This is a genomic window from Streptococcus sp. FSL R7-0248, from assembly GCF_037967965.1.
GTDB lineage: Bacteria > Bacillota > Bacilli > Lactobacillales > Streptococcaceae > Streptococcus.
The window spans coordinates 603620-624393 of the sequence record NZ_CP150201.1 but is presented as its reverse complement, the minus strand read 5'-3'; the positions used below and the strand labels follow the sequence as shown (position 1 = coordinate 624393).

Sequence of the window (20774 nt, the reverse complement as noted above, 5' to 3'; positions counted from 1 at the left end):
CCTCTCATTTTTTTCATCAAAGGAGCTATTAAGATTCCTTAGTTATGAATATAACTAAGGAAGAGAGCTCTCTTCGGATTTATGTTTTAACTATATTATAGCATATTGAAAGCGATTTTTTGAGACAAGAAAAAGCCCACTCAAGGTGGACTAAGTGTATTACCTTTTATTTTTAAGATAATCACCATAGAATAACCTCCATTGCTCTGATGTTATTCCTATTATAGTTGAAAATGCTTCAATAGGATGTTCGCCAGAACAAATATAAGCAGGATCTTCTTCGGCTTCTACTAGAAGTGATAGATTGCAGTACATTTCTTCTATTGATAAAAACAATTTTTTATTTTTATCATCCAAGTCGGCAATTTCATCTGTTGACAACCCTGTAACCCTATTTATAAATGAGTAGTCGAAGTCATAGCACAACATACGCCTTGCTATGCTTCGAGTCGCAAAAGGCTCAGTAGCAGTATCAAGCCAAACTACTTTCTTGAATCTGTCTAGAGTCATAAATTACATCTCCTCATATTCTATAGCCCACTCCTTGTCTAGTGGGCTAAAATTTGCATTTTACCCGACAAGTAAGCAGACTCTATAATATATAGAGAAACATTACTATTTTAGCATATTTATTCATATTTGTCAATATAGCTTGCGTGCGACATATATTTGGTTAAGACTTTTTTATAATTATCTGAGCCAGCAATATCCAAAACTGGAGTATAATCTATTAGCAAATGAACCATAAAACCACTTCTAATAAATCTATTTCCTCGCCCATCTAGAATTATCTTTTGTTTACACTCTCCACTCTCTCTATTGAACGAATTATATCTTTCCCAAAATTCCACTGCTAATTTTGTAAATACGAATTTCTCATAGTTAATAATTCCGTTAGGCATCTCAACTGTCATATACACCATATGAGCACCCATCTCCATTATTCTGTCTAGAAATTTATATGTTTTTCGAAAATCATCAAACCAACCAAAAGCATACATTATCTCTCCTTGTCTTTCATTTATAAAGAATCTTTCTAATGGCTCTACATTTTGTTCCATTATCGTATCGCCGTTCACTACAAAAGATTCATAAATAAATTTAAGATCGAAAATATTTTCATTAAAATTTAATAACCCTACCAGAGGAATTGACCAATTGGTGGCAAAATCAGCCTCTAATGAGCTAAAAGTTTCATTAAAAGTTAATTTATCAGGACTCACTAGATATAACCCTACAAAACCATTCAAATAAGGAAACAGGTTGTCTACAGTAAAGACTAATTGTCTATTTACATTTACAGGGTTTGAAAGTTCTCTGTGTATTCCTAGTTCAATAATCTGTTGATAGTCGGATAGTATTATGTAATCTTTTAGCATATTTAATGCTCTATGCTGAACCTCATACATTCCGTTTTTATCATAAACGGAGTCTGGCAATTTCTGAACTTCTTGAATATACTCTTTATTGTTTGGAATAAGTTTTATTAAATAAATCAATAACTCCGCTAAAAAATATTCACTCTCTTTATCTATAAGAGATTCATATCTTTCTACCCCAAGAGCCTTTCGGAAAGAGTTTACGCCCTTTATTTGCTCTTTAGCCTCATCGTAAAAACCTCTCAAATCAATATCATAATTACTGTTTGAAGTAATAACTTCTATAAAACCACCTGCCAGCCTGGCAATTTCTTCCTCTACATTGGAAATAGTAATAGCATTAGAATAGTTATCAGAAATATCCTTTTTACTGTTAAAAATTCTATTGGCCGTAGCTTCACTTCTTACTCTTTTTATATATGTGGAGTTATCTCCAAAAATAATTATTTCTTCAATTATGTCGTTTAGAAAATTAAGTTGATTACATGGATAACCACTCAACTCCTTAGCTTTAAATAACTTACAGAACCATCCAAAAGTAATAACTCTCATGTATTGTGACCTCCCTTTTAACGTTTATTGCGTAAATAATCAATAAATTCCAAACCTAAGTCTGATTGAAATCTATTGAAATCCTTAATCTATCTAATGAAATTTGGAGATTTTTTTGATACCTAGCGGGAAATCTATTCCTACTCTATACTTAAATTACCGAAGAACAAATCCGATAGAGTTCTTTGGGGATTTCAGATAGATATTAGTAATATAGCACACATCTAAGATAGGCAACGTAGCTAATACCATTATATCACCCCCAACTCGAGTACGGTGTGATGGGAAGGAGGAAATTTCAGAAAAACCAACTAAAAAGAAAGGAGAACAGTAAGATGCTCAAGGTATTGCTCTTCACGCCATATTTCCTAGTCTGTGCGTACGCATTCTATCAGCTTTATCGTATTCACAAAACAAATAAATCGTTGTAAACTTGGAATAGGAACATGCTTATGTTCCTGCGAATGAAAGGAAAGATATTATGACCCTAACACCTCAAACCAACAACACCCAGCCACTCCAAACTTTGGTAAGTCCATATCAGCTCAAGCTGGCGCAGGACTTGTCGAAGGATATGGCAGTAGTTCAAGCGAACCAACTCCTTACCGCAGATATTCTGAACAAAATCGGCGAGCTGGCAAAGCTAGAAGACCAAATATTGAGCCAAACGCCAGACGCCAAGCCGTTCTGCCACGCAGTTCTTCAATCGTTCGCCTACAAGGCTGTTCAGAGATTGAGATAAGGAGGGGCTACCATGACACAACCATTGTTCTATTTTCTTCTCGGCGTTGGAGCGAGTATCCTCGCTCTCTGCCTTTTGGGGATTTATCTGGAATTTACGGATAAAGACCAAAAGACTGAAGAAGTTGAAGCAGAACCTATTTATTCAGAAGAAGACATTGCTCTAGCAAACTTCCTCCAAGACAAGCAAGCCGTCAACGAAGCCTATTTGTCCGCCCAAACCCAACTTTTGAAACAGCTTCGAAAGTCCTAAAATCCCATCGAAAGGAAGGGGGTGTTGCCTTTTCTACAACAGCCAACAAATGAGGCAAAAATCACCCAATTGACCTCTGTTTCATCCATTCGCATCGCTCCAAAAATAGATGACGCTTATGGTTCGCCTTTTCGCCACTTTGCGTTATTCTGAGAGCGTCTTTCAAGACAGAAAGGAAAATGCTTTATGACAAACCAACAAGAAGAAAAGCTAAAAGATATTATTTCAAGTTATCGGGCGAAGCACCAGTTAAAGAAGTTCAAAACTGTGCTGGCAGATCCACCTTGGGAAGTCGCACAAAAAGGCAAATACGGTGCAGTCGCACACTACGACCTGATGAGTGTCGAAGACATCAAAAAGATGCCCATCCAGGACTTAGTCGAAGAAAACGCCCACCTCTGGATTTGGACATATCCAGCCGTTCTCGAACAAACTTATGAAGTTATCCGAGCTTGGGGTTTCGAGCCAAAATCTCTCTTTACTTGGGTTAAACCACGCCTTGGTTTGGGTAATTATCTTCGAAATTGCACCGAACAAGTCTTCTTTTGCACCAGAGGCAAAGCACCGATAAAGTTTAAAGGACAAATGAACTGGGGATTCTTTCCACTTCAAGACCATAGCCACAAACCCGAAGAACAATATGCCATCATCGAACGATGCTCAGATGGCGACTACTTGGAATTGTTTGCCCGCCGTCCAGTTCCGTCAGACAAAAACTGGAGCGTCTGGGGAAATGAAATCGAGAGCAATGTGGTGATTCCAGGTTATCCTGTGCCAGAGTATTCCCAAAATCCTCGAGATTTTACGCAAATTTCCGAACAAGAACCGTCAAATGATGAAACTAATTAAATACATTCTGATATTCTTTCTGCTAGCCTACCTTATCAATCTATCTGTTCATCTCTTACTTGAAGTTTGGGGATATTTAGTCCTTATCTTCGGCGCAATAGTTGGTGGTTGGCTGATGGTTAGGATTATCAGATATAAAAAAGATTGGAGATAACATGAAACGACCCAAACAATTTCACTGGCAAGAAGTGGAGTGGTTTCGTCCTTTCGACTTTGGTGTTGTGGAGAACTTTATGAATCAGCTTTCAGGCTTTACACGCCGTCAGCCGTTTATATGGGAAATTCATATCAAGCCGAATAGTATCAAATATTATTTGGGAACAGAAGTCGGAGACAACAAATACCTCAAAAAGATGATGAGCCAACATCACCAAGTTCAATTCGAAGATGCCAAACGCTTCAAGCACAAAAAGCCAAGTTCCGCCTTTAATCTTGGCGTGAAGCATTCCTGCTTTTCACTCAAACTAAGTGCGACCGAAAATATGACCCGCTCGACCTTGGCGCTTTGCAAAATTCTCAAGCCAGAAGAAAACTTAACAATTCAAATCATTGTCGGCAAGTCTCGCTCACCAAAGCCAATCCCAAAAGAGCTCACTATTAACCCAACTTGGTGGCAGTGTATTTCGGGCAATATCCCAAAGCTCTCTTCCGATTCTGAAAAATTGGTAAAAGAAAAACTGAGGCAAGCCCAGTTTCAAACCATTGTGCGTGTTGGAATTAGCGCAAAAGATAGTGTTCGAGAAAATCTCATTCGCAAAACATTGTTAAGCAGTCTTCGAATGTTAGATTCGAACGGCGCAAGTGTCGAACTGCATCATTCTTCTGCCTATGATTTTCATCGCCGCAAAGTCCCTTGGCACTTTCCGACCATACTTTCCGCAAGTGAGCTCGCCAGCCTCCTTCTACTTCCAGCTGGCGAGAACGAACTTGCAGGTGTGCCGTCATTAGCACCTAAAACTATTTTACCACCAATCGGAATGAAACGCCAGAACGGCTTTTGCTTGGCGGAGAGTTTGGGTGTAAAGAAAACGCCATTAAATATCCGCCCACTGGACTTGCTTAGCCATCTTCATCTACTCGGTGGAACTGGCGCTGGCAAGTCGACCGTGATGCTCAATCTGATTTTACAGGTCATCAAAAATGGATATTCGGCGGTGGTCATCGACCCAAAAGGCGACTTGATTCGAGATGTCTTGGAGAGGTTTCCAGAAGGATGCGACGAAGATTTGGTTCTGCTTGACCCAAGTATGAATGAGCGAGTTATTGGCATTAATCCATTTGAGCTGACCAAATTCGGTGTCAGCGAAGAATTGGTGGCAGATATGCTTCTGACTGTTTTCAAGGAGTTATTCCCAGACCATTTTGGGATTCGAACGCTTGATGTACTGAGCCACAGCTTTCTGACTTTGGCAAAATCCGAAGAAGCCAACCTCGTGATGCTAGTTCCGCTTTTGACCAACAAAGCCTTTCGACAGAAAATGGTCGGTAGAATTTCTGACCCGTTCTTGCAGAGTTTTTGGCAAAGTTTCGAAACAATGAGTCAAAGCGAGCGAAACTTGCTTATCTCGCCCGTCTTGAATAAAATGCGTCAAATTCTCCTTCGACCAGAACTTCGAGCGATTTTTGGACAAAGCCAGACCAGCTTTTCACTAATGGAGCTCTTCACAAATCGAAAAGTTCTGCTCATTCCCTTAAACCGTGGACTGATTGGAGCAGAAAATGCCAAGTTTATCACGGCGCTTGTGATTGGCTGTCTCTGGCAACTGACGCTTCGAAGGGCCAGTATTCCGCCCGAAAAACGCCACTTCATGTACTTTTTTTTAGATGAGCTGGCGGAATTTATCAAACTCCCGACCTCTATCGACGACGCTCTTTCGATGTCGAGAAGTCTTGGTGTAGGCTGGATTTTAGCCAACCAGTTTTTGAAGCAACTACCTCTTGATCTCAGACAAAGTATTAAAACCAACTGCAAAAATCGACTTGTATTTGGTTTGAGTATGAGTGAAGCCAAAGATATAGCCAGCGAAACGATTGAATTAAGGCCAGAAGATTTTCACTCCTTGCCGACTTTTCAGGTTTATACCAAATTGCCACTTATCGGCAAGGAATTTCGCTGGGTGTCAGGCTCGACGCTTCCACCACCTGCAAAGTTTAGAGATTTGACCGCTCTGTATGCCAAAAGCCTAGCGAAATATGGAGCCAACACTAGCGATATTGAGGAAGGATTCGTGCAACTTTTCAGTGAAAAGACCACCAATTCTACACCGCCACCAGACAAAGTCGGCAGGCAAAAACGCAAAAAGGAGGTAGAATAATGAAGTTCAGCGATGTTCAATTGTCCATTCTCAAATTGTTAAAAGACTGTCGCTATGTCTCCACTCGCCAGCTGGCAGACTTGTATTTTGCGGATAGTTTCTCGCCTCGAACTGCCACACGGCGAGCCAATCTTGCGACCAAAACCCTATTCGAAGCAGGATTTATCGCACATCTCAAGCGTCGAATTGGTGGCAGGCGAGCTGGGAGCGGTTCCTATGTTTGGTCTATTACCAAAACAGGTTTGAAACACTTGCGCTTGAACGATCCGCAAATTCAAGTGAGATTTCGCAACCGATATGAACCAACCGCCCACCATTTGGAACACACCTTGGGAATTACGCAAGTCTATGTCGAGCTCAAAAAGTTGGAGCGTCTTGGAAAAATCGAACTCGAAACATTCTCTTTCGAACCTGTCTCGCATCGAAGTTTTGCCAAATTCACGCAGAATGTGGCGCTCAAGCCCGACGCTTACGCTAAGCTGGTTGTCGGCAATGAAGAAGAATTCAGCTTCTTTTTGGAGTTAGATAAAGACACGGAAAGTTTGAATCGGATTGTTAACCAATGCAAGAAATACATTCAATATTTCAACACGGGAATCGAACAACGCGAAACTGGAATTTTTCCGCAAGTCGTGTGGGTAGTACCAGACCACAAGCGACAGACCGCCATTGAAAACCGTATTCAAGAGGAATTAAACAGTTATTGGACGCTTTTTGAAGTGATAACTTTAGAAGAATTTCCAGATTTTGTGATAGGAGACAGCGATGAATAAAAACGAGCAAGAACTCAAAGAACAACACAAGAAAATCGGGCGCGCCACCTTTATTATCCACCGAAAGTTCAGCGGAAATAAGACTCTGAGGCAGATTTTGGAGAGGTTGATTTTGAGGGAGGAATGACTGGACTTTTCGCGCCAAGAAAGCTATCATGTCAGTGGGTTATAGGTGTAATCGAAAGGAGACACTTATGAATAAAAGTACTTTGACAATTGAAGAATGGACAAGCCTAAATTTCGAAAACTTAACTAACATCACAGTCCTCTATTGCCGTTTGTCCGCCGAAGACGCCAAGGAAGGCGAAAGCAATTCGATTTCGAACCAAAAGCAGATTCTCACCCAAGTTTCCCAGCGTGAGGGTTTGACAAATCCTGTGTTCTTTGTCGACGACGGATTTTCGGGTTCAAACGCCCAGCGTCCAGCTTTCCAACAGGCGATGAACTTAGTTCAAGCTGGCAGAGTTTCGAATTTTGTAGTGAAAGATTTGAGCCGTCTTAGCCGAGATTACCTCTTGTCTGGACAGCTGACTGAGATTACTTTCCCTTCGAAAAATATCCGCTTTATTTCCTTGAATGAAAATCTGGATAGCTCCAAACGCAGCAGTCAGGACGCTTATCTTGCGCCACTAGTTTCACTTTTCAACAACTGGTATAGCTTGCAGTGTAGCGAGAAGATTAAACTATCCAAGCATACTAAGGCAAAAACGGGCGAGAAAATTGGCTGGGTTGCGCCATACGGTTATCTCAAAAATCCAGAAAATCCCAAGGAATGGCTGGTTGACGACTACGCCAGCCAAATTGTGAAGCGAGTTTTTAAGGAGTATCTTTCAGGAAAGCCAATCGCCTCGATTGCGAACGGACTTCGAAGAGATAAAATTCTAACGCCAGCTAATTATAAGAAAAAGTTGGGTGTTTCGAATTATCGAGTTTTAGAAAGCGACCCTTATCACTGGAAAAGCCAAATGATTTGCCAGATGCTCGAAAAGGAGGAATATACAGGCGCAACTATCAATCTCAAGACTGCCAAGGTTTCTTACAAACAGCGAAATTGTCGCCTGCGACCTCGAGAAGATTGGCTGATTTTCCCCGACATGCACGAGGCGATTATTTCGAAAGAAGATTTTGCCTTGGCTCGAAAAATGCTTGGACATAAGCGAGTTGTCAGGCGAAACAATTGGAAGGACAAGCCTGGACATGAAAATATTTTCGCAGGATTGGTTTTTTGCGAGAATGGACACAAATTGACATTTTGCCCACAACAAAAAGTCGATGTTAATCTCGACCATTACAAGTGTTCTTACTACGAGCGTGTGGGCAAGACCTGTTCGGGTTCGCACTATCTTCGCAAAGAAATTTTGGAGGAATTGATTCTCGACGACTTCAACCAGATAATTTCGACGCTTGAGTTAAGCGAAGAAAGTTTGCTCGAAAAACTGAAGGCTAAGTTCAATATTCAGGAAAGTAAGAAACAAAACAGCCTTCGAAAGACACTTCTCAAGGCTGAAAAGCGAGCTGAAGAATTGGACACCATTATCCAAAGGCTTTATGAAAAGCAACTTCTGGGAGATATTAGAGATGAACGATTTCGAAAGTTAGCGGATGGCTATGAAGATGAACAGGCACAATTGACCCAGCAAATCCAAGAAAGTCGAGAGGTGCTGGATAGCGAGATTGAGTCGGCTGGCAATATCGAAAAGTTCTTGCGAACCATTCGAAACTACACTAAACTCGAAAAACTCACACCGCAAATCTTGAACGAGCTAATCGATAAAATTGTCGTCCACCAGCCGACTGGTCGCGGAAAATCTCGACAAGTTCGGATTGAGCTGCACTACCGTTTTATCGGCGAAATATAAACGGAGCGAACCCAAAAAGTTCGCTCCACAATTTAACGGATTGGACTGCTGGGGAAGGTGTGGATATTATACCAAAAAAATGCTATTATTTCTGTTTCGTGACTAGATTTTATCAATTATATGTCAAGGAATATCACACTCAATGGCAGTAAATTTTTGAGAGTCATTATCTTATTTGGTATAATGATTAAGATAATATAGAATCAAAGGAAGTATTACTTTGAAAAAAATTACTGAAGCCTTTTGGAAAGGAGTTTCATCAAGACTTGGATTTATCCTCTTGTTACTCTTCTTTTACTGGCTAAAAACCATATTCGCTTATTACGTCAACATTAATCTTGAGTTGGAAAGCAGATATCAGGTTATGCTTTCGCTGATCAACCCTATTCCACTAGGATTAATGCTTCTGGGTTTAGGACTATACTTCAAGAAACGACGTTTCTTTTACAGCATTACCATTGCTATCTATGTCATCCTTAACCTCTTACTTATTGCTAATGTGATATACTTTGGAGAGTTTACAGACTTCATCACTGTAAATACCATCCTAGCAAGTTCTAGTTCGGCAGCAGGACTAGGAGACTCAGCCAAGAACCTTCTTGAGCCAAGCTATCTTTTCTACCTGATTGATGTTCCTTTCTTCATCTATGCTGGTTTCAGGAAAAAGCTTAAAATGGACAGCAAGCCATTTAACAAACGAGCTAGTTTTGCCGTTACTGCACTGTCGACACTCCTTCTCTCAGTTAACCTCTTTTTAGCGGAAGTTAACCGTGGCGAGTTGTTGACACGTGGTTTCTCAAATAACTATATTGTTCGTGCTATGGGGCTCCCCTTCTTCACAGCCTATTCTGGTAACTTAACTTATCAGGCCTCACAGGCTCGTTCATCTGCAACAGCTGAGGATATGAAAAAGGTTGAAGCTTACGTTAAAGAGCATTACGCAGCACCTGATCCTAAGTATTACGGAATTGCTAAAGGAAGAAACGTCATCGTTATTCACCTGGAAAGCTTCCAACAGTTCCTCATTGACTACAAGCTCAAAGTAGACGGTCAAGACTATGAGGTTACACCATTCATCAATTCCATTTATCACTCAAATGAAACTCTAGCCTTTTCAAACTTCTTCCACCAAGTTAAATCAGGTAAAACTTCTGATGCTGAAACCTTGATGGAAACGTCTCTCTTTGGACTAAGCACAGGCTCATACATGGTAAACTATGGCGGTACCAATACAGCCTATGCTGCACCATCTATCCTAGCTCAAACAGGCGATTATACATCAGCTGTTTTCCATGGAAACACTGGATCCTTCTGGAATCGTAATAATACCTATAAACAATGGGGGTATAATTACTTCTTTGACTCATCAGCCTTCACTGAAAAAACTGATGAAAACTCCTTCCAGTATGGTCTAAATGACAAGTACATGTTCCCAGATTCCATCAAATATCTGGAACAAATGCAACAACCTTTCTACGTTAAATACCTTACAGTATCTAACCACTACCCATATACTTCTCTCTCAGGCGATGAAAAGGAACAAGGTTTCCCACTTGCCGAAACAAAAGACGAGACAGTCAACGGATATTTTGCAACAGCTAACTATCTTGACTCAGCAATCAAAGACTTCTTTGATTACCTCAAGGAAACCGGTCTTTACGATAACTCGATTATTGTCATGTACGGTGACCACTATGGTATCTCTGATACACGAAGCAGCAATCTTGCTGAACTTCTCGGTAAGAACCCTGAAACTTGGTCAAACTATGATAAAGCCATGCTTCAACGTGTTCCTTACATGATTCATATTCCAGGCTATACTGGTGGTGGTATCTCTAACACCTTTGGTGGTGAGGTTGATGCCCTTCCAACTCTCCTTCACGTTCTTGGAGTTGACACTAGCTCTTATATCCAGATGGGACAAGACCTCCTATCTCCCGATAATAAGCAAACCGTCGCATTTAGAACCTCAGGTCAATATGTTACTCCTCAATACACCAGCTACTCTGGTCGACTTTATAACACTCAAACAGGGGAAGAAATTACCAACCCTGATGAGACAACTAAAAAAGATAACGAAGCCATTCGTAAGGCAGTAGCAACTCAGCTTTCGATGAGTGACGCTGTTCAAACAGGTGACCTTCTTCGTTTCTATACGCCAAACGGTTTGAAGCATGTTGATTCTAGCAAGATTTCCTACACTAAACAGATGGATCAACTAAAAGAAATCAATAAAAAGCTGAAAGATAAATCAACCAGCCTCTACAAACAAAAAGGCAATAAATCAACAGCTGATCTATTCAAGACCCCATCTTACAAGGAACTACATCCTGCAGAATCTGAATCGAGCTCAAGTTCAAGTGAATCAGAGTCAAGTAGTTCTTCAACGGAACAACAATAAGCCTTAAAAGCAGTCCTGTTTGGACTGCCTTTTTTAGATTAAACAATTATCAATCGTACTTAACTGGAAAATCATAATCCTCATAGCACTCGCCTCAAACATATTTCTTGCTAGTTTGCTATAAGCGTGATTAAATAGTTTTTGTAAAAAAACTTATAAAGGAGAACAGATATGAATCCAATGGACCTATTTAACCAAGTAAAAGAAATGATCGAAAAGAAAGATTTCGAAGCTGCTAAAAAGTTTGTCGATGACAATAAAGATGATTTGGGCGAATACTTTGACCAAGCTAAGTCACTTGTTTCAGGTAACGAAATGGTTAGTGGAGCTTTAGACAAGATTAAAGGTCTATTCTAAGACGAAGTCCCCTAAATCAATAGGATTGAGGGGGCTTTTTATGTTTAGAGTTTCTATTTAGAGACAATGCATAACACAATCTAAGATTCTTTAGAAACACAAAAAAGAGATTCCTAAGGAACCTCTTTTTATTCTATATGACTATAGAATTATTTTTTCAAGTTGTAGAATGATTTCAAACCACGGTATTCTGCAACTTCACCAAGTTGGTCTTCGATACGAAGCAATTGGTTGTATTTAGCGATACGGTCAGTACGTGACAATGAACCTGTCTTGATTTGACCAGCGTTAGTTGCAACTGCGATATCAGCGATTGTTGAATCTTCAGTTTCACCTGAACGGTGTGATACTACTGCTGTGTATCCAGCTTCTTTCGCCATTTCGATAGCGTCGAAAGTTTCAGTCAAAGTACCGATTTGGTTAACTTTGATAAGGATTGAGTTAGCAGCGTGTTCTGCAATACCTTTTTCAAGGTAAGCTGTGTTAGTTACGAAGAAGTCGTCACCAACCAATTGAACTTTACCACCAAGACGTTCAGTAAGAGCTTTCCAACCGTCCCAGTCGTTTTCGTCCATACCATCTTCGATAGTGATGATTGGGTATTTGTTAACCAATTCTTCAAGGTAGTCGATTTGTTCTGCAGCAGTACGAACAGCAGCGCCTTCACCTTCAAATTTAGTGTAGTCGTAAACTTTACGTTCTGCATCGTAGAATTCAGATGATGCACAGTCAAATCCGATAAATACGTCTTTACCTGGTACATATCCAGCAGCTTCGATAGCTTTGATGATAGTTTCAACACCATCTTCAGTTCCGTCGAAACGAGGTGCAAAACCACCTTCGTCACCTACGGCTGTTTCAAGTCCACGTTCTTTAAGGATTTTCTTAAGTGCGTGGAAGATTTCAGCACCCCAACGAAGAGCTTCTTTGAATGTTGGTGCACCAGCAGGTACAATCATGAATTCTTGGAAAGCGATTGGAGCGTCTGAGTGAGAACCACCGTTGATGATGTTCATCATTGGAGTTGGAAGAACTTTAGTGTTGAATCCGCCAAGGTAGCTGTAAAGTGGAACTTCAAGGTAGTCAGCAGCTGCGCGTGCTACAGCGATAGACACACCAAGAATAGCGTTGGCACCAAGTTTACCTTTGTTTGGAGTACCGTCAAGAGCGATCATTGCGCGGTCAATACCTTGTTGATCACGTACGTCGAATCCGATGATGTGTTCAGCAATAACGTTGTTTACGTTATCAACTGCTTTTTGAGTACCAAGACCACCGTAACGAGCTTTGTCACCATCACGAAGTTCTACTGCTTCGTGTTCACCAGTTGAAGCTCCTGAAGGAACCATACCGCGACCGAATGCACCAGATTCAGTGTAAACTTCTACTTCAAGTGTTGGGTTACCGCGTGAGTCAAGGACTTCGCGTGCGTAAACATCAGTAATAATTGACATTACAATACTCTCCTTATGAGTTAAAATTTTTTACACCTATATATTACCATAATATCAAGGCTTAAGCAAATTAAAACCAGAATTTTCTAGCGATTTTCTATTTTTTAATATTTTCAATTGTTTTTGAAAATCTCAGAAAGCAACTCAAATGAAAAGGAATTCAAAATATTGTATAATACAAGTAGAAAACTAAGAGGAGATTCCTATGACTTCACTTGAAAACAAAGTGCTCCAATGCGCTAGTGGTGAAAAACGCCTAAATCCCGATGAACTTCGTCAGTATTTTGGAACCTATGCGGAACGTGTAGTCCTAGCTGTTCTATTGGAAAATGCCGAAAAGAAAACTGTAATTGACAATTTTCCGCAAATATTAAAAGACTTATTAGCCGTTTACCCTAATCTTAGTCTCAAACTTTCGCCAAAATTAGCCGACCAGACACAATTTACCTATATCAAGACCGCTCAAGCACTAAATATTTCTGCAACTATCGTTGACGAGGCCAAGGCCCACTCACCATACGGTCTTATCGTACATAGTAATCAAGCAGAGAATCTTGATAAAGTGTTATTTTCAGAACTCTATCCTGATATCCTTGCTCCTAGTGAAACTGAACCTATCCTTGAAAAAAAGGGATTTTTTGCTAAACTATTCGGAAAATAAAAGCTGATGCAAAGTCAGCTTTTTCTTATATCACAATGTTTTACTGAGCTTGATGACATTCCCAATATTGAGTCCTGTGCGATAGAGATTCTCCTTAGCGGTAGCTAAAACTTGGTCTAACTCTAATACTTGTCCAATGATAGGGAAAGCAGCTGTGATACCTGCTACTGGAAAATCAGGCAAGTCATCCTTCAAACTACCACAGATAGCAATGACGGGAATAGCTGATGGTGTCCGCCTAGCCACCCCGACCGGTGCTTTACCAGACAAGGACTGGCTATCCATACGTCCTTCACCAACTATGACCAAATCAACTTCCTTCACACGTTGATCAAAATCAACGCAATCAAGTACAAAGTCAATCCCTGATTTAATTTCTGCACCTGCAAAAGCTACTAAACCCGCTGCCATGCCTCCTCCGGCTCCTGAACCAGCCAGTTTTAAAACCTCAGGAGCAAAGTTTTCGTAGAATTGTGTCATGTCTTGGTCAACCTTTTTAAATTGTGAAGGAGCTAGGCCTTTTTGTCCACCAAAAATATAGGTCGCTCCATCTTGACCACACAAGGGATTATCTACGTCAGTAATCAGATGAATAGTAACACCAGACAAATCAATCTTATTTTTAGAGGATACCTTTTTAATAAGACCAAGATTAGCACCTATTGGCTCAAGCTCCTGTCCCTGAGAGTCATAAAAACGATAACCCAATCCATATGCCATACCAATACCACCATCATTGGTAGCAGACCCACCTACGCCTATGATAAAATCTCGGATGCCAGATTGAACCAAATGAACAATTAGTTCACCCACGCCTTGTGTCGTTAGAGCTAGAGGATTTCGTTTATCCTTAGGAATCTGTTCCAAGCCACAAATCGCAGCCATTTCAAAAACGGCAGTCTGGCCATTGCTGGCAAAAGAAACACTTCCATCACTTGTATAGGCATGAGGAATCTCGATACTTTTCTTCTCAAGATTTAGATTTTCAGCAAGAGCATCTAAGGTGCCCTCGCCACCATCACCTATTGGCATGAGGTCAAAATCAGCGTCGGGTAAGGCATTTTCAAAGCCCGATTTGAGAGCTAAGGCGACCTCTTTTGCAGACAAACTTTCCTTAAAGGAATCAGGTGCAATCAAAATTCGCATGATGTCCTCCTTCTATTTTTCTTTTAGGTAAGGGGATAAGGCCTGAACTAACTCATCCGTCATATGTCTTGGACCTCGCACAGTTTTGATACCTAAACTCTTTAGCCTATCACTGTCAAATTCGGTGTCATTAAAGGTGTATAAGGGTTTAATCCGCATCAACTCCTTAATACTCGCCTCTTCACGATAACCTTGATTAGGGATATTCGCTTCTAAAACCTGACAGAGGTAACGTATGGTCTTGGTAGGTGCCGTAATATAGATAGCCACCAAATCTCCCTTTTGCATACTAGCTTTCTGTGTCCAAAGGATCTCCTCATTTGCGGAGAACTCCTCTCCAATATCGTAGTATTTCAAATTTACCGGGATAATCCAATAATGAGGCTCAAAAGCCTTTCTAAGATGTTTTGGGGCCACTAGGGAGCGACTGTCACTAAGAAACTCAATAATGGTTTGGTCCGACAATGTCTCGTCTAAAACAAGACTAATCCAGGTCTTCTTGGACATATGGTAGCTAGGAAAAACCCCATCCATTTCCAAGAGCTTATCCATTTGCTTTGGATTAACCTTCAGGTTAACCACATCATAAATTAAATCCGCCTTTTCTCCATCAAGCCCTAGTTTTTCTCCCTTAAGAGGAAAAAACAAGGCATACCATTTACCATCAACCCTAAAGGACAAATAGCTTGGTTCCTTTTCGAAAGGATGGTCTGCTTGGTCTGAAAATTCTTGAACTAAAAACTGAACTAGGCGATTAGCTTGTGGAGATGAGAACAATTGATTTTCATAACAAGAATCAGCTAGCTGTGAGAGAAGTTCTCCATAAGCTTCTCTGACTTGACCAACGTAAGTTCCAGTGGCCTGAGGACTCCTGAAGATATCATAAGGCTCATCAAGATCGATATCAACAACCTGTCCCGTCAACTTACCTTCTAAATCAATAAGCAATCGAGCTTCAAGTTCATCCGCCATCAGTGTTTTTCTGAACTCGTAACCTTGCTCAGTAGTTGTAAAACCAAAAGGCTCTAGGCTATCCTGTTTTAGGATCTTCTGTTTAAAATAAGCATCCTCAAAAGTCATTGGTTCTCCCTTTTTCTAAAAAAGAGAAGTTGAGACAAACTTATGTCCCAACTCCTTTTTTATTTTGTTGACTGACGTAAGGTAAGACCGTGATTAAGAATAACATCTTTTTCTTCGAGCTCTTCCTTATTCATGATTTTAGTCAACATACGCATGCTAACTGCCCCTAAATCATAGAGAGGATGATTAATACTAGAAAGGTTTGGACGTGTGTAGCTTGTAATTGGTGAGTCATTGCTTGTGATGATTTCGAAGTCTTCTGGAACTGATTTACCTGCAGCAAAGAGGCCATTCAAGAGACCTGCAGCCAATTCATCTTCTCCAACATAGGCAGCAGTGGCACCAGAGTTCAAAACACGTTGTGCTAAATCAAAGCCATCTCTATAGCTATATTTGGCTTCAAAGACAAGACCTTCATTGTAACGCAAATTATTCTTTTCAAGTCCAGCCTTATAACCAGCTAGACGGAGTTTGCCATTAATATCATCAATTAGTGGTCCTGATACAAAGGCAACCTTTTCATTATTCTTGGCAAGTTGCGTTACAGAATCCTCAACGGCAACTTTATAGTCGATATTAACGCTCGGTAATTGGTGCTCGAGGTCCACTGTTCCTGCTAGGACAATCGGAGTACGGGTACGAGAAAATTCTGCACGAATTTTTTCCGTCAAGTGGTAACCCATGAAGATGATACCATCTACTTGTTTGGCAAATAGAGAGTTAATCACGGTAACTTCGTGATCGTCATTTTCATCACTAGAAGCAAGGACAATATTGTACTTGTACATCGTTGCAATATCATCAATCCCCCTTGCTAAAGTAGCAAAATAGCTATTTGCAATATTTGGGATGACAACTCCTACAGTAGTGGTTTTCTTACTCGCCAAGCCACGCGCAACCGCATTTGGACGATAATCCAAACGATCAATGACCTCAAGCACTTTTTTTCGGGTGTTTTCTTTTACATTTTTATTTCCATTTACCACACGAGACACAGTCGCCATCGAAACGCCTGCCTCACGCGCAACGTCATAAATAGTGATTGTTTCATCAGTATTCATAAAAACACTTCCTTTCTCATTTTACGCTCACTCTTTCACGCTAATTGTATCAGATTCTGAAAACACTTTCAATTATTTTGACTGATTTTTTACAAAAAAATGAAAGGGATTCCTTCTTTGTGGTTATGAGGAAGAAAGCCATTTCAGAAAAAGGCCTCTCATTTCGTGTTTCCAAGACTATCCATCGCTTACAAAACTAGCCTAAAAAAGTCTCAATGAAAGTAAATGATTTAATGAAAAGCCAAAAAAACAGCTTGCATTTTCCTTATAAAAGTGACAGAATGAGTGTAAGAAATACAAAGGAGTTTTTTTCTATGTCTAAACTTGATCGCATTCGTCATTTTTTGAATGAAAATAAAGCAGGGCTAGCTATTGTTTCAGATCCTGTAACTGTCAATTATCTTACTGGTTTTGATTGTGACCCACATGAACGCCAAATGTTCCTCTTCGTCTACGAAAATCGTGAGCCTGCCCTCTTTGTACCTGCTCTTGAGGTTGCACGTGCCTCTGCTGTACTCGACTTCCCAGTCTTTGGTTATGTAGACTCTGAAAATCCATGGCAAAAAATCAAAGCTGGCCTAGCAAGCACAGACAGCCCTATTATTTATGCAGAGTTTGACAATCTCAATGTGACCAAGTTCCAAGGATTGCAATCGGTCTTTGAAGGTCGCTTTGAAAACCTGACACCATTCATTCAAAAAATGCGCGTTATCAAGTCAGCTGATGAAATTCAAAAAATGATTGTTGCCGGTGATTATGCTGATAAAGCTGTTAATATTGGTTTCGACAATATTTCTCTCGACGTTACTGAAACAGACATCATTGCTCAAATCGAATTTGGCATCAAACGCTTGGGCTATGAAATGAGCTTTGAAACTATGGTCTTGACTGGTAACAATGCAGCCAACCCACACGGCATTCCTGGAAGCAACAAAATTGAAAAAGATGCTCTTCTTCTCTTCGACTTGGGCTGTATGGTGAATGGCTATGCTTCAGATATGACGCGAACAGTCGCTGTTGGAAAACCCGATGATTTCAAAAAAGAAATCTACCACTTGACTTTAGAAGCTCAACAGGCTGCCCTAGATATGATTAAACCAGGTGTAACTGCCAGCGAAGTCGATGCTGCAGCACGTAATGTTATTGAAAAAGCTGGTTACGGCGAATACTTCAACCACCGCCTCGGACACGGTATCGGAATGGATGTGCATGAATTCCCTTCTATCATGGAAGGAAATGACATGGTCATTGAAGAAGGAATGTGCTTCTCAGTTGAACCAGGTATCTACATTCCTGAAAAAGTTGGTGTTCGTATCGAGGACTGTGGTTATGTTACAAAAGACGGCTTTGAAGTCTTCACACACACACCAAAAGAATTGCTCTATTTTGATGTTTAATTAATCCAGAAGGGTCTTCAATTAAGTTGAGGACCTTTTCGTTTGCACTCAAATTCAATAGCCATATAAAAAGCTGACTCATCGTGAGTCAGCTTTTGCTATTTCTCCTCATGCTCTTGTCTAAGATAGTCAAGTCCTTCTTCAATCCATCCTGGCATTGCTTCTGCCAAAGGTTTAAAGCCATAGTTCAAACGACTATCAGAAAAACGATGACGATGAGGGATTTTATTTTTTTCTTCCTCAAGGGTTCTCAAAGAAAGACTGGCCTTTTGTGTAAATTCATCAAAATCAACAACTTGAACTAAGACCTCCTGGTCTACCTTTAAGGTATTGTAGATATTGTCGATATAACCTGTCTTAATCTCTGAGATGTGAATCAAGCCTGTGGTACCATTTTCCAATGAAACAAAGGCACCGTAAGGCTTGATGCCTGTGATAACACCCCTAAGCTTGTCTCCAATCTTCATCTTAGTCTGCTACCTCAACTGTTTCAATTACAACATCCTCAAGTGGCTTATCTTGAGCCCCAACCTCAACATTGGCAATTTCATCAAGCACCTTGTAAGAGTCTTCATCCACCAATTGACCGAAGACTGTGTGACGACGGTCTAGATGAGGTGTTCCCCCATTTTCAGCATAAGCTTCTGCGATTGGTGCTGGCCATCCACCACGTTCGAGTTCCTTTTTAGCATAAGGAATTTCAGACGTTTGAACGATGAAGAATTGGCTACCATTTGTATCTGGTCCAGCATTAGCCATAGAAAGCGCACCACGGAGGTTATAGAGCTCTTCAGAAAATTCGTCCTGGAAGCTACCACCAAAGCTTGACTCACCACCCATACCAGTACCAGTTGGGTCACCACCTTGAATCATAAAGTCCTTGATAATTCTGTGGAAAATCACACCATCATAGTAGCCACTCTTGGCCAAATTGACAAAGTTAGTAACTGTTAATGGTGCATGATCAGGGAAGAGTTTGATGACCAAATTACCATGATTTGTTTTAATTGTTGCGACTGGACCTTCTACTGTATCCAAGTCAAGTTGTGGGAAATGAAGTTCTTTTTCTACCAATCCGAGTTCCTCCAAGGCATTGAAAATGCCATCTTCTTCTATTGTTCCTGTAACGTAATCTGCTTTTTCTTTCAATTCTGGTGTGGCATTACCCATCGCAATCTTAAGTCCAACATAGTCAAAGATTTCCATATCGTTTGGACCATCACCAAACATCATGGCATTGACTGGTTTAAGATTTTCATGCTCCAAGACATGCTCGACACCAGAGGCCTTTGAGATACCATTTGCTACGACGTCAGAGGAGTGTTCGTGCCAGGGTACCATACGGACATGGGATGCGAGTTCTTCTGGTAATTCAAGGTCACCATCATTTTCCGCAAAAGTCCACATATGGTAAACATCATTCGACAAGTGAAAGTCTGGCTCCACATCACAAAGACCATAGACTGGTTTCATAGCATTATCAATCAAATCTGAACGCTCTGAGACAACTGGCTTATCCTTACCAGCAAAGCCCCAAGCAATCCCAATCTCTTTGCACCAAGCAACAAAGGCTTCTGTAACCTCACGAGCGAGGGGTTGGTTATAAATTTCTTCCCCTTTTCGATTAATCACATAAGTTCCATTGATGGTTACAAAATAATCGGGCTCTAGGTCTCGAATGTCCTCAACGACACCATAGTAGCCACGTCCTGTGGCAATCCCCGTCAAGATTCCTTTTTCTTTAAGCCCTTTGAAAACAGCCTTAATAGATTCAGGAATGTAGCCTGTCTTTTTAACACGAAGGGTGTCGTCAATGTCAAAGAAAACAATCTTAGTCTTCTTGGCCTTGTATTTTGTTTTAGCATCTACTGGCATCGCTAATCTCCTTTACAGTATCACAGCTAGAGTCAGGTATAGCTAGTATCCTAACTAAAGACCGCATGGTACTCTCATTATATCATGTCTTAAAGCCAAAAACAAAAAATCATCTAAGACTATAGTAGTCTTAGATGATAGGCAGTTTAACGATTAACACTCTTGATAATACGTTTAATATCACGCTCTTGTTCACGACGCTTGATAGACTCACGTTTATCGTAATCGTGTTTCCCTTTGGCAATACCGAGCAATACCTTGGCAAAACCGTTTTTTAGGTAGACCTTAAGAGGAACTAGGGTCATTCCTGTACCCTTAAGATCATTTTGAAGTTTGGTGATCTGTTTTTTCTTAAGCAACAACTTTCTCGTACGGTCTGGATCTTGATTCCAAATATTTCCTTGCTCAAAAGGAGCAATATGGACATTGATTAACCAGGCCTCACCATTCTTGATTTGGGCATAGCCATCTTTTAGTTGGATGCGGGCCGCACGAACAGATTTAATCTCTGTTCCTGTCAGCACGATACCTGCTTCAATAGTATCAACGATACTATAGTCATGTCTAGCCTTTTTATTCTGAGCAACAACATTGCCTTCACCCTTTGGCATAGCAGTCCCT

20 protein-coding genes are annotated in these 20774 nt (G+C 40.6%); 11 read left to right on the top strand and 9 right to left on the bottom strand.

Annotated elements, in window-relative coordinates:
• Nucleotides 1–159: 159 nt before the first annotated feature.
• Both NYE32_RS03120 and NYE32_RS03115 read right to left on the bottom strand, forming a co-directional pair.
• Nucleotides 160–510 (bottom strand): hypothetical protein, encoded by a 351-nt coding sequence (locus NYE32_RS03120; RefSeq protein WP_038675061.1) that lies wholly within the window; start codon nucleotides 508–510, stop codon nucleotides 160–162.
• A 119-nt stretch (nucleotides 511–629) separates the two neighbouring features.
• Nucleotides 630–1931, bottom strand: coding sequence for a hypothetical protein (locus NYE32_RS03115; RefSeq protein WP_038675059.1), 1302 nt, complete (start codon nucleotides 1929–1931; stop codon nucleotides 630–632).
• 481 nt (nucleotides 1932–2412) lie between these two features.
• Between NYE32_RS03115 and NYE32_RS03110 the strand changes: the two genes are divergently transcribed.
• From NYE32_RS03110 to NYE32_RS03070, 9 genes are all read left to right on the top strand, one after another.
• A complete protein-coding gene (locus NYE32_RS03110; RefSeq protein WP_038675057.1) occupies nucleotides 2413–2673 on the top strand; it encodes a hypothetical protein in 261 nt (86 codons plus the stop codon).
• A 12-nt stretch (nucleotides 2674–2685) separates the two neighbouring features.
• Nucleotides 2686–2925 (top strand): hypothetical protein, encoded by a 240-nt coding sequence (locus tag NYE32_RS03105; protein ID WP_038675055.1) that lies wholly within the window; start codon nucleotides 2686–2688, stop codon nucleotides 2923–2925.
• Nucleotides 2926–3111: 186 nt separating this feature from the next.
• A complete protein-coding gene (locus NYE32_RS03100; RefSeq protein WP_052124388.1) occupies nucleotides 3112–3774 on the top strand; it encodes an MT-A70 family methyltransferase in 663 nt (220 codons plus the stop codon).
• A 155-nt stretch (nucleotides 3775–3929) separates the two neighbouring features.
• Nucleotides 3930–6089 carry a type IV secretion system DNA-binding domain-containing protein gene (locus tag NYE32_RS03095; protein ID WP_038675054.1) on the top strand — a complete coding sequence of 720 codons (2160 nt, stop codon included), beginning with the start codon at nucleotides 3930–3932 and terminating at the stop codon, nucleotides 6087–6089.
• Nucleotides 6089–6862: a replication-relaxation family protein gene (locus NYE32_RS03090; RefSeq protein ID WP_060775836.1), complete on the top strand. Its 774-nt coding sequence runs from the start codon at nucleotides 6089–6091 to the stop codon at nucleotides 6860–6862. Before NYE32_RS03095 ends, NYE32_RS03090 begins: the two co-directional genes overlap by 1 nt.
• The gene (locus NYE32_RS03085) at nucleotides 6855–6989 is read left to right on the top strand and encodes a hypothetical protein (RefSeq protein WP_257001906.1); all 135 of its coding nucleotides are present in this window, start codon (nucleotides 6855–6857) and stop codon (nucleotides 6987–6989) included. Before NYE32_RS03090 ends, NYE32_RS03085 begins: the two co-directional genes overlap by 8 nt.
• A 67-nt stretch (nucleotides 6990–7056) precedes the next feature.
• The gene (locus tag NYE32_RS03080) at nucleotides 7057–8721 is read left to right on the top strand and encodes a recombinase family protein (protein WP_339157064.1); all 1665 of its coding nucleotides are present in this window, start codon (nucleotides 7057–7059) and stop codon (nucleotides 8719–8721) included.
• A 220-nt stretch (nucleotides 8722–8941) separates the two neighbouring features.
• Nucleotides 8942–11122, top strand: a complete 2181-nt coding sequence (locus tag NYE32_RS03075; RefSeq protein ID WP_064523272.1) for an LTA synthase family protein — start codon at nucleotides 8942–8944, stop codon at nucleotides 11120–11122.
• Between the two features lie 171 nt (nucleotides 11123–11293).
• Nucleotides 11294–11479: a hypothetical protein gene (locus NYE32_RS03070; protein ID WP_002890454.1), complete on the top strand. Its 186-nt coding sequence runs from the start codon at nucleotides 11294–11296 to the stop codon at nucleotides 11477–11479.
• Nucleotides 11480–11628: 149 nt separating this feature from the next.
• Here NYE32_RS03070 and eno read toward each other — a convergent pair whose 3' ends face one another.
• Nucleotides 11629–12933: a surface-displayed alpha-enolase gene (eno, locus tag NYE32_RS03065; protein ID WP_002886048.1), complete on the bottom strand. Its 1305-nt coding sequence runs from the start codon at nucleotides 12931–12933 to the stop codon at nucleotides 11629–11631.
• 205 nt (nucleotides 12934–13138) lie between these two features.
• Between eno and NYE32_RS03060 the strand changes: the two genes are divergently transcribed.
• Nucleotides 13139–13594 carry a YueI family protein gene (locus tag NYE32_RS03060; protein WP_048675120.1) on the top strand — a complete coding sequence of 152 codons (456 nt, stop codon included), beginning with the start codon at nucleotides 13139–13141 and terminating at the stop codon, nucleotides 13592–13594.
• A gap of 30 nt (nucleotides 13595–13624) precedes the next feature.
• Here NYE32_RS03060 and NYE32_RS03055 read toward each other — a convergent pair whose 3' ends face one another.
• From NYE32_RS03055 to ccpA, 3 genes are read right to left on the bottom strand one after another with little or no spacing between them, the layout of a single operon-like run.
• Nucleotides 13625–14740: a glycerate kinase gene (locus tag NYE32_RS03055; RefSeq protein WP_110980866.1), complete on the bottom strand. Its 1116-nt coding sequence runs from the start codon at nucleotides 14738–14740 to the stop codon at nucleotides 13625–13627.
• A 12-nt stretch (nucleotides 14741–14752) separates the two neighbouring features.
• Nucleotides 14753–15820, bottom strand: a complete 1068-nt coding sequence (locus tag NYE32_RS03050) for an MmcQ/YjbR family DNA-binding protein (RefSeq protein WP_110980867.1) — start codon at nucleotides 15818–15820, stop codon at nucleotides 14753–14755.
• 59 nt (nucleotides 15821–15879) lie between these two features.
• A complete protein-coding gene (gene ccpA, locus NYE32_RS03045) occupies nucleotides 15880–16881 on the bottom strand; it encodes a catabolite control protein A (protein WP_070576321.1) in 1002 nt (333 codons plus the stop codon).
• A 314-nt stretch (nucleotides 16882–17195) separates the two neighbouring features.
• Here ccpA and NYE32_RS03040 point away from each other — a divergent pair, with 314 nt between their 5' ends.
• Nucleotides 17196–18278: a Xaa-Pro peptidase family protein gene (locus tag NYE32_RS03040; RefSeq protein ID WP_110980868.1), complete on the top strand. Its 1083-nt coding sequence runs from the start codon at nucleotides 17196–17198 to the stop codon at nucleotides 18276–18278.
• Nucleotides 18279–18376: 98 nt separating this feature from the next.
• Here NYE32_RS03040 and NYE32_RS03035 read toward each other — a convergent pair whose 3' ends face one another.
• The 3 genes from NYE32_RS03035 to smpB all read right to left on the bottom strand — a co-directional run bounded on the left by NYE32_RS03035 (nucleotide 18377) and on the right by smpB (nucleotide 20764).
• Nucleotides 18377–18745 (bottom strand): S1 RNA-binding domain-containing protein, encoded by a 369-nt coding sequence (locus NYE32_RS03035; RefSeq protein WP_002886108.1) that lies wholly within the window; start codon nucleotides 18743–18745, stop codon nucleotides 18377–18379.
• 1 nt (nucleotide 18746) lies between these two features.
• Nucleotides 18747–20153, bottom strand: coding sequence for a Cof-type HAD-IIB family hydrolase (locus NYE32_RS03030; RefSeq protein WP_037599247.1), 1407 nt, complete (start codon nucleotides 20151–20153; stop codon nucleotides 18747–18749).
• A 146-nt stretch (nucleotides 20154–20299) separates the two neighbouring features.
• Nucleotides 20300–20764, bottom strand: coding sequence for an SsrA-binding protein SmpB (gene smpB / locus NYE32_RS03025; protein WP_002885905.1), 465 nt, complete (start codon nucleotides 20762–20764; stop codon nucleotides 20300–20302).
• Nucleotides 20765–20774 lie beyond the last annotated feature (10 nt).

Coding starts and splice junctions, on each gene's coding strand:
- NYE32_RS03120 (WP_038675061.1), bottom strand. CDS start 510: ATGACTCTAGACAGATTCAAGAAAGTAGTTTGGCTTGATACTGCTACT.
- NYE32_RS03115 (WP_038675059.1), bottom strand. CDS start 1,931: ATGAGAGTTATTACTTTTGGATGGTTCTGTAAGTTATTTAAAGCTAAG.
- NYE32_RS03110 (WP_038675057.1), top strand. CDS start 2,413: ATGACCCTAACACCTCAAACCAACAACACCCAGCCACTCCAAACTTTG.
- NYE32_RS03105 (WP_038675055.1), top strand. CDS start 2,686: ATGACACAACCATTGTTCTATTTTCTTCTCGGCGTTGGAGCGAGTATC.
- NYE32_RS03100 (WP_052124388.1), top strand. CDS start 3,112: ATGACAAACCAACAAGAAGAAAAGCTAAAAGATATTATTTCAAGTTAT.
- NYE32_RS03095 (WP_038675054.1), top strand. CDS start 3,930: ATGAAACGACCCAAACAATTTCACTGGCAAGAAGTGGAGTGGTTTCGT.
- NYE32_RS03090 (WP_060775836.1), top strand. CDS start 6,089: ATGAAGTTCAGCGATGTTCAATTGTCCATTCTCAAATTGTTAAAAGAC.
- NYE32_RS03085 (WP_257001906.1), top strand. CDS start 6,855: ATGAATAAAAACGAGCAAGAACTCAAAGAACAACACAAGAAAATCGGG.
- NYE32_RS03080 (WP_339157064.1), top strand. CDS start 7,057: ATGAATAAAAGTACTTTGACAATTGAAGAATGGACAAGCCTAAATTTC.
- NYE32_RS03070 (WP_002890454.1), top strand. CDS start 11,294: ATGAATCCAATGGACCTATTTAACCAAGTAAAAGAAATGATCGAAAAG.
- eno (WP_002886048.1), bottom strand. CDS start 12,933: ATGTCAATTATTACTGATGTTTACGCACGCGAAGTCCTTGACTCACGC.
- NYE32_RS03060 (WP_048675120.1), top strand. CDS start 13,139: ATGACTTCACTTGAAAACAAAGTGCTCCAATGCGCTAGTGGTGAAAAA.
- NYE32_RS03055 (WP_110980866.1), bottom strand. CDS start 14,740: ATGCGAATTTTGATTGCACCTGATTCCTTTAAGGAAAGTTTGTCTGCA.
- NYE32_RS03050 (WP_110980867.1), bottom strand. CDS start 15,820: ATGACTTTTGAGGATGCTTATTTTAAACAGAAGATCCTAAAACAGGAT.
- ccpA (WP_070576321.1), bottom strand. CDS start 16,881: ATGAATACTGATGAAACAATCACTATTTATGACGTTGCGCGTGAGGCA.
- NYE32_RS03040 (WP_110980868.1), top strand. CDS start 17,196: ATGTCTAAACTTGATCGCATTCGTCATTTTTTGAATGAAAATAAAGCA.
- NYE32_RS03035 (WP_002886108.1), bottom strand. CDS start 18,745: ATGAAGATTGGAGACAAGCTTAGGGGTGTTATCACAGGCATCAAGCCT.
- NYE32_RS03030 (WP_037599247.1), bottom strand. CDS start 20,153: ATGCCAGTAGATGCTAAAACAAAATACAAGGCCAAGAAGACTAAGATT.
- smpB (WP_002885905.1), bottom strand. CDS start 20,764: ATGCCAAAGGGTGAAGGCAATGTTGTTGCTCAGAATAAAAAGGCTAGA.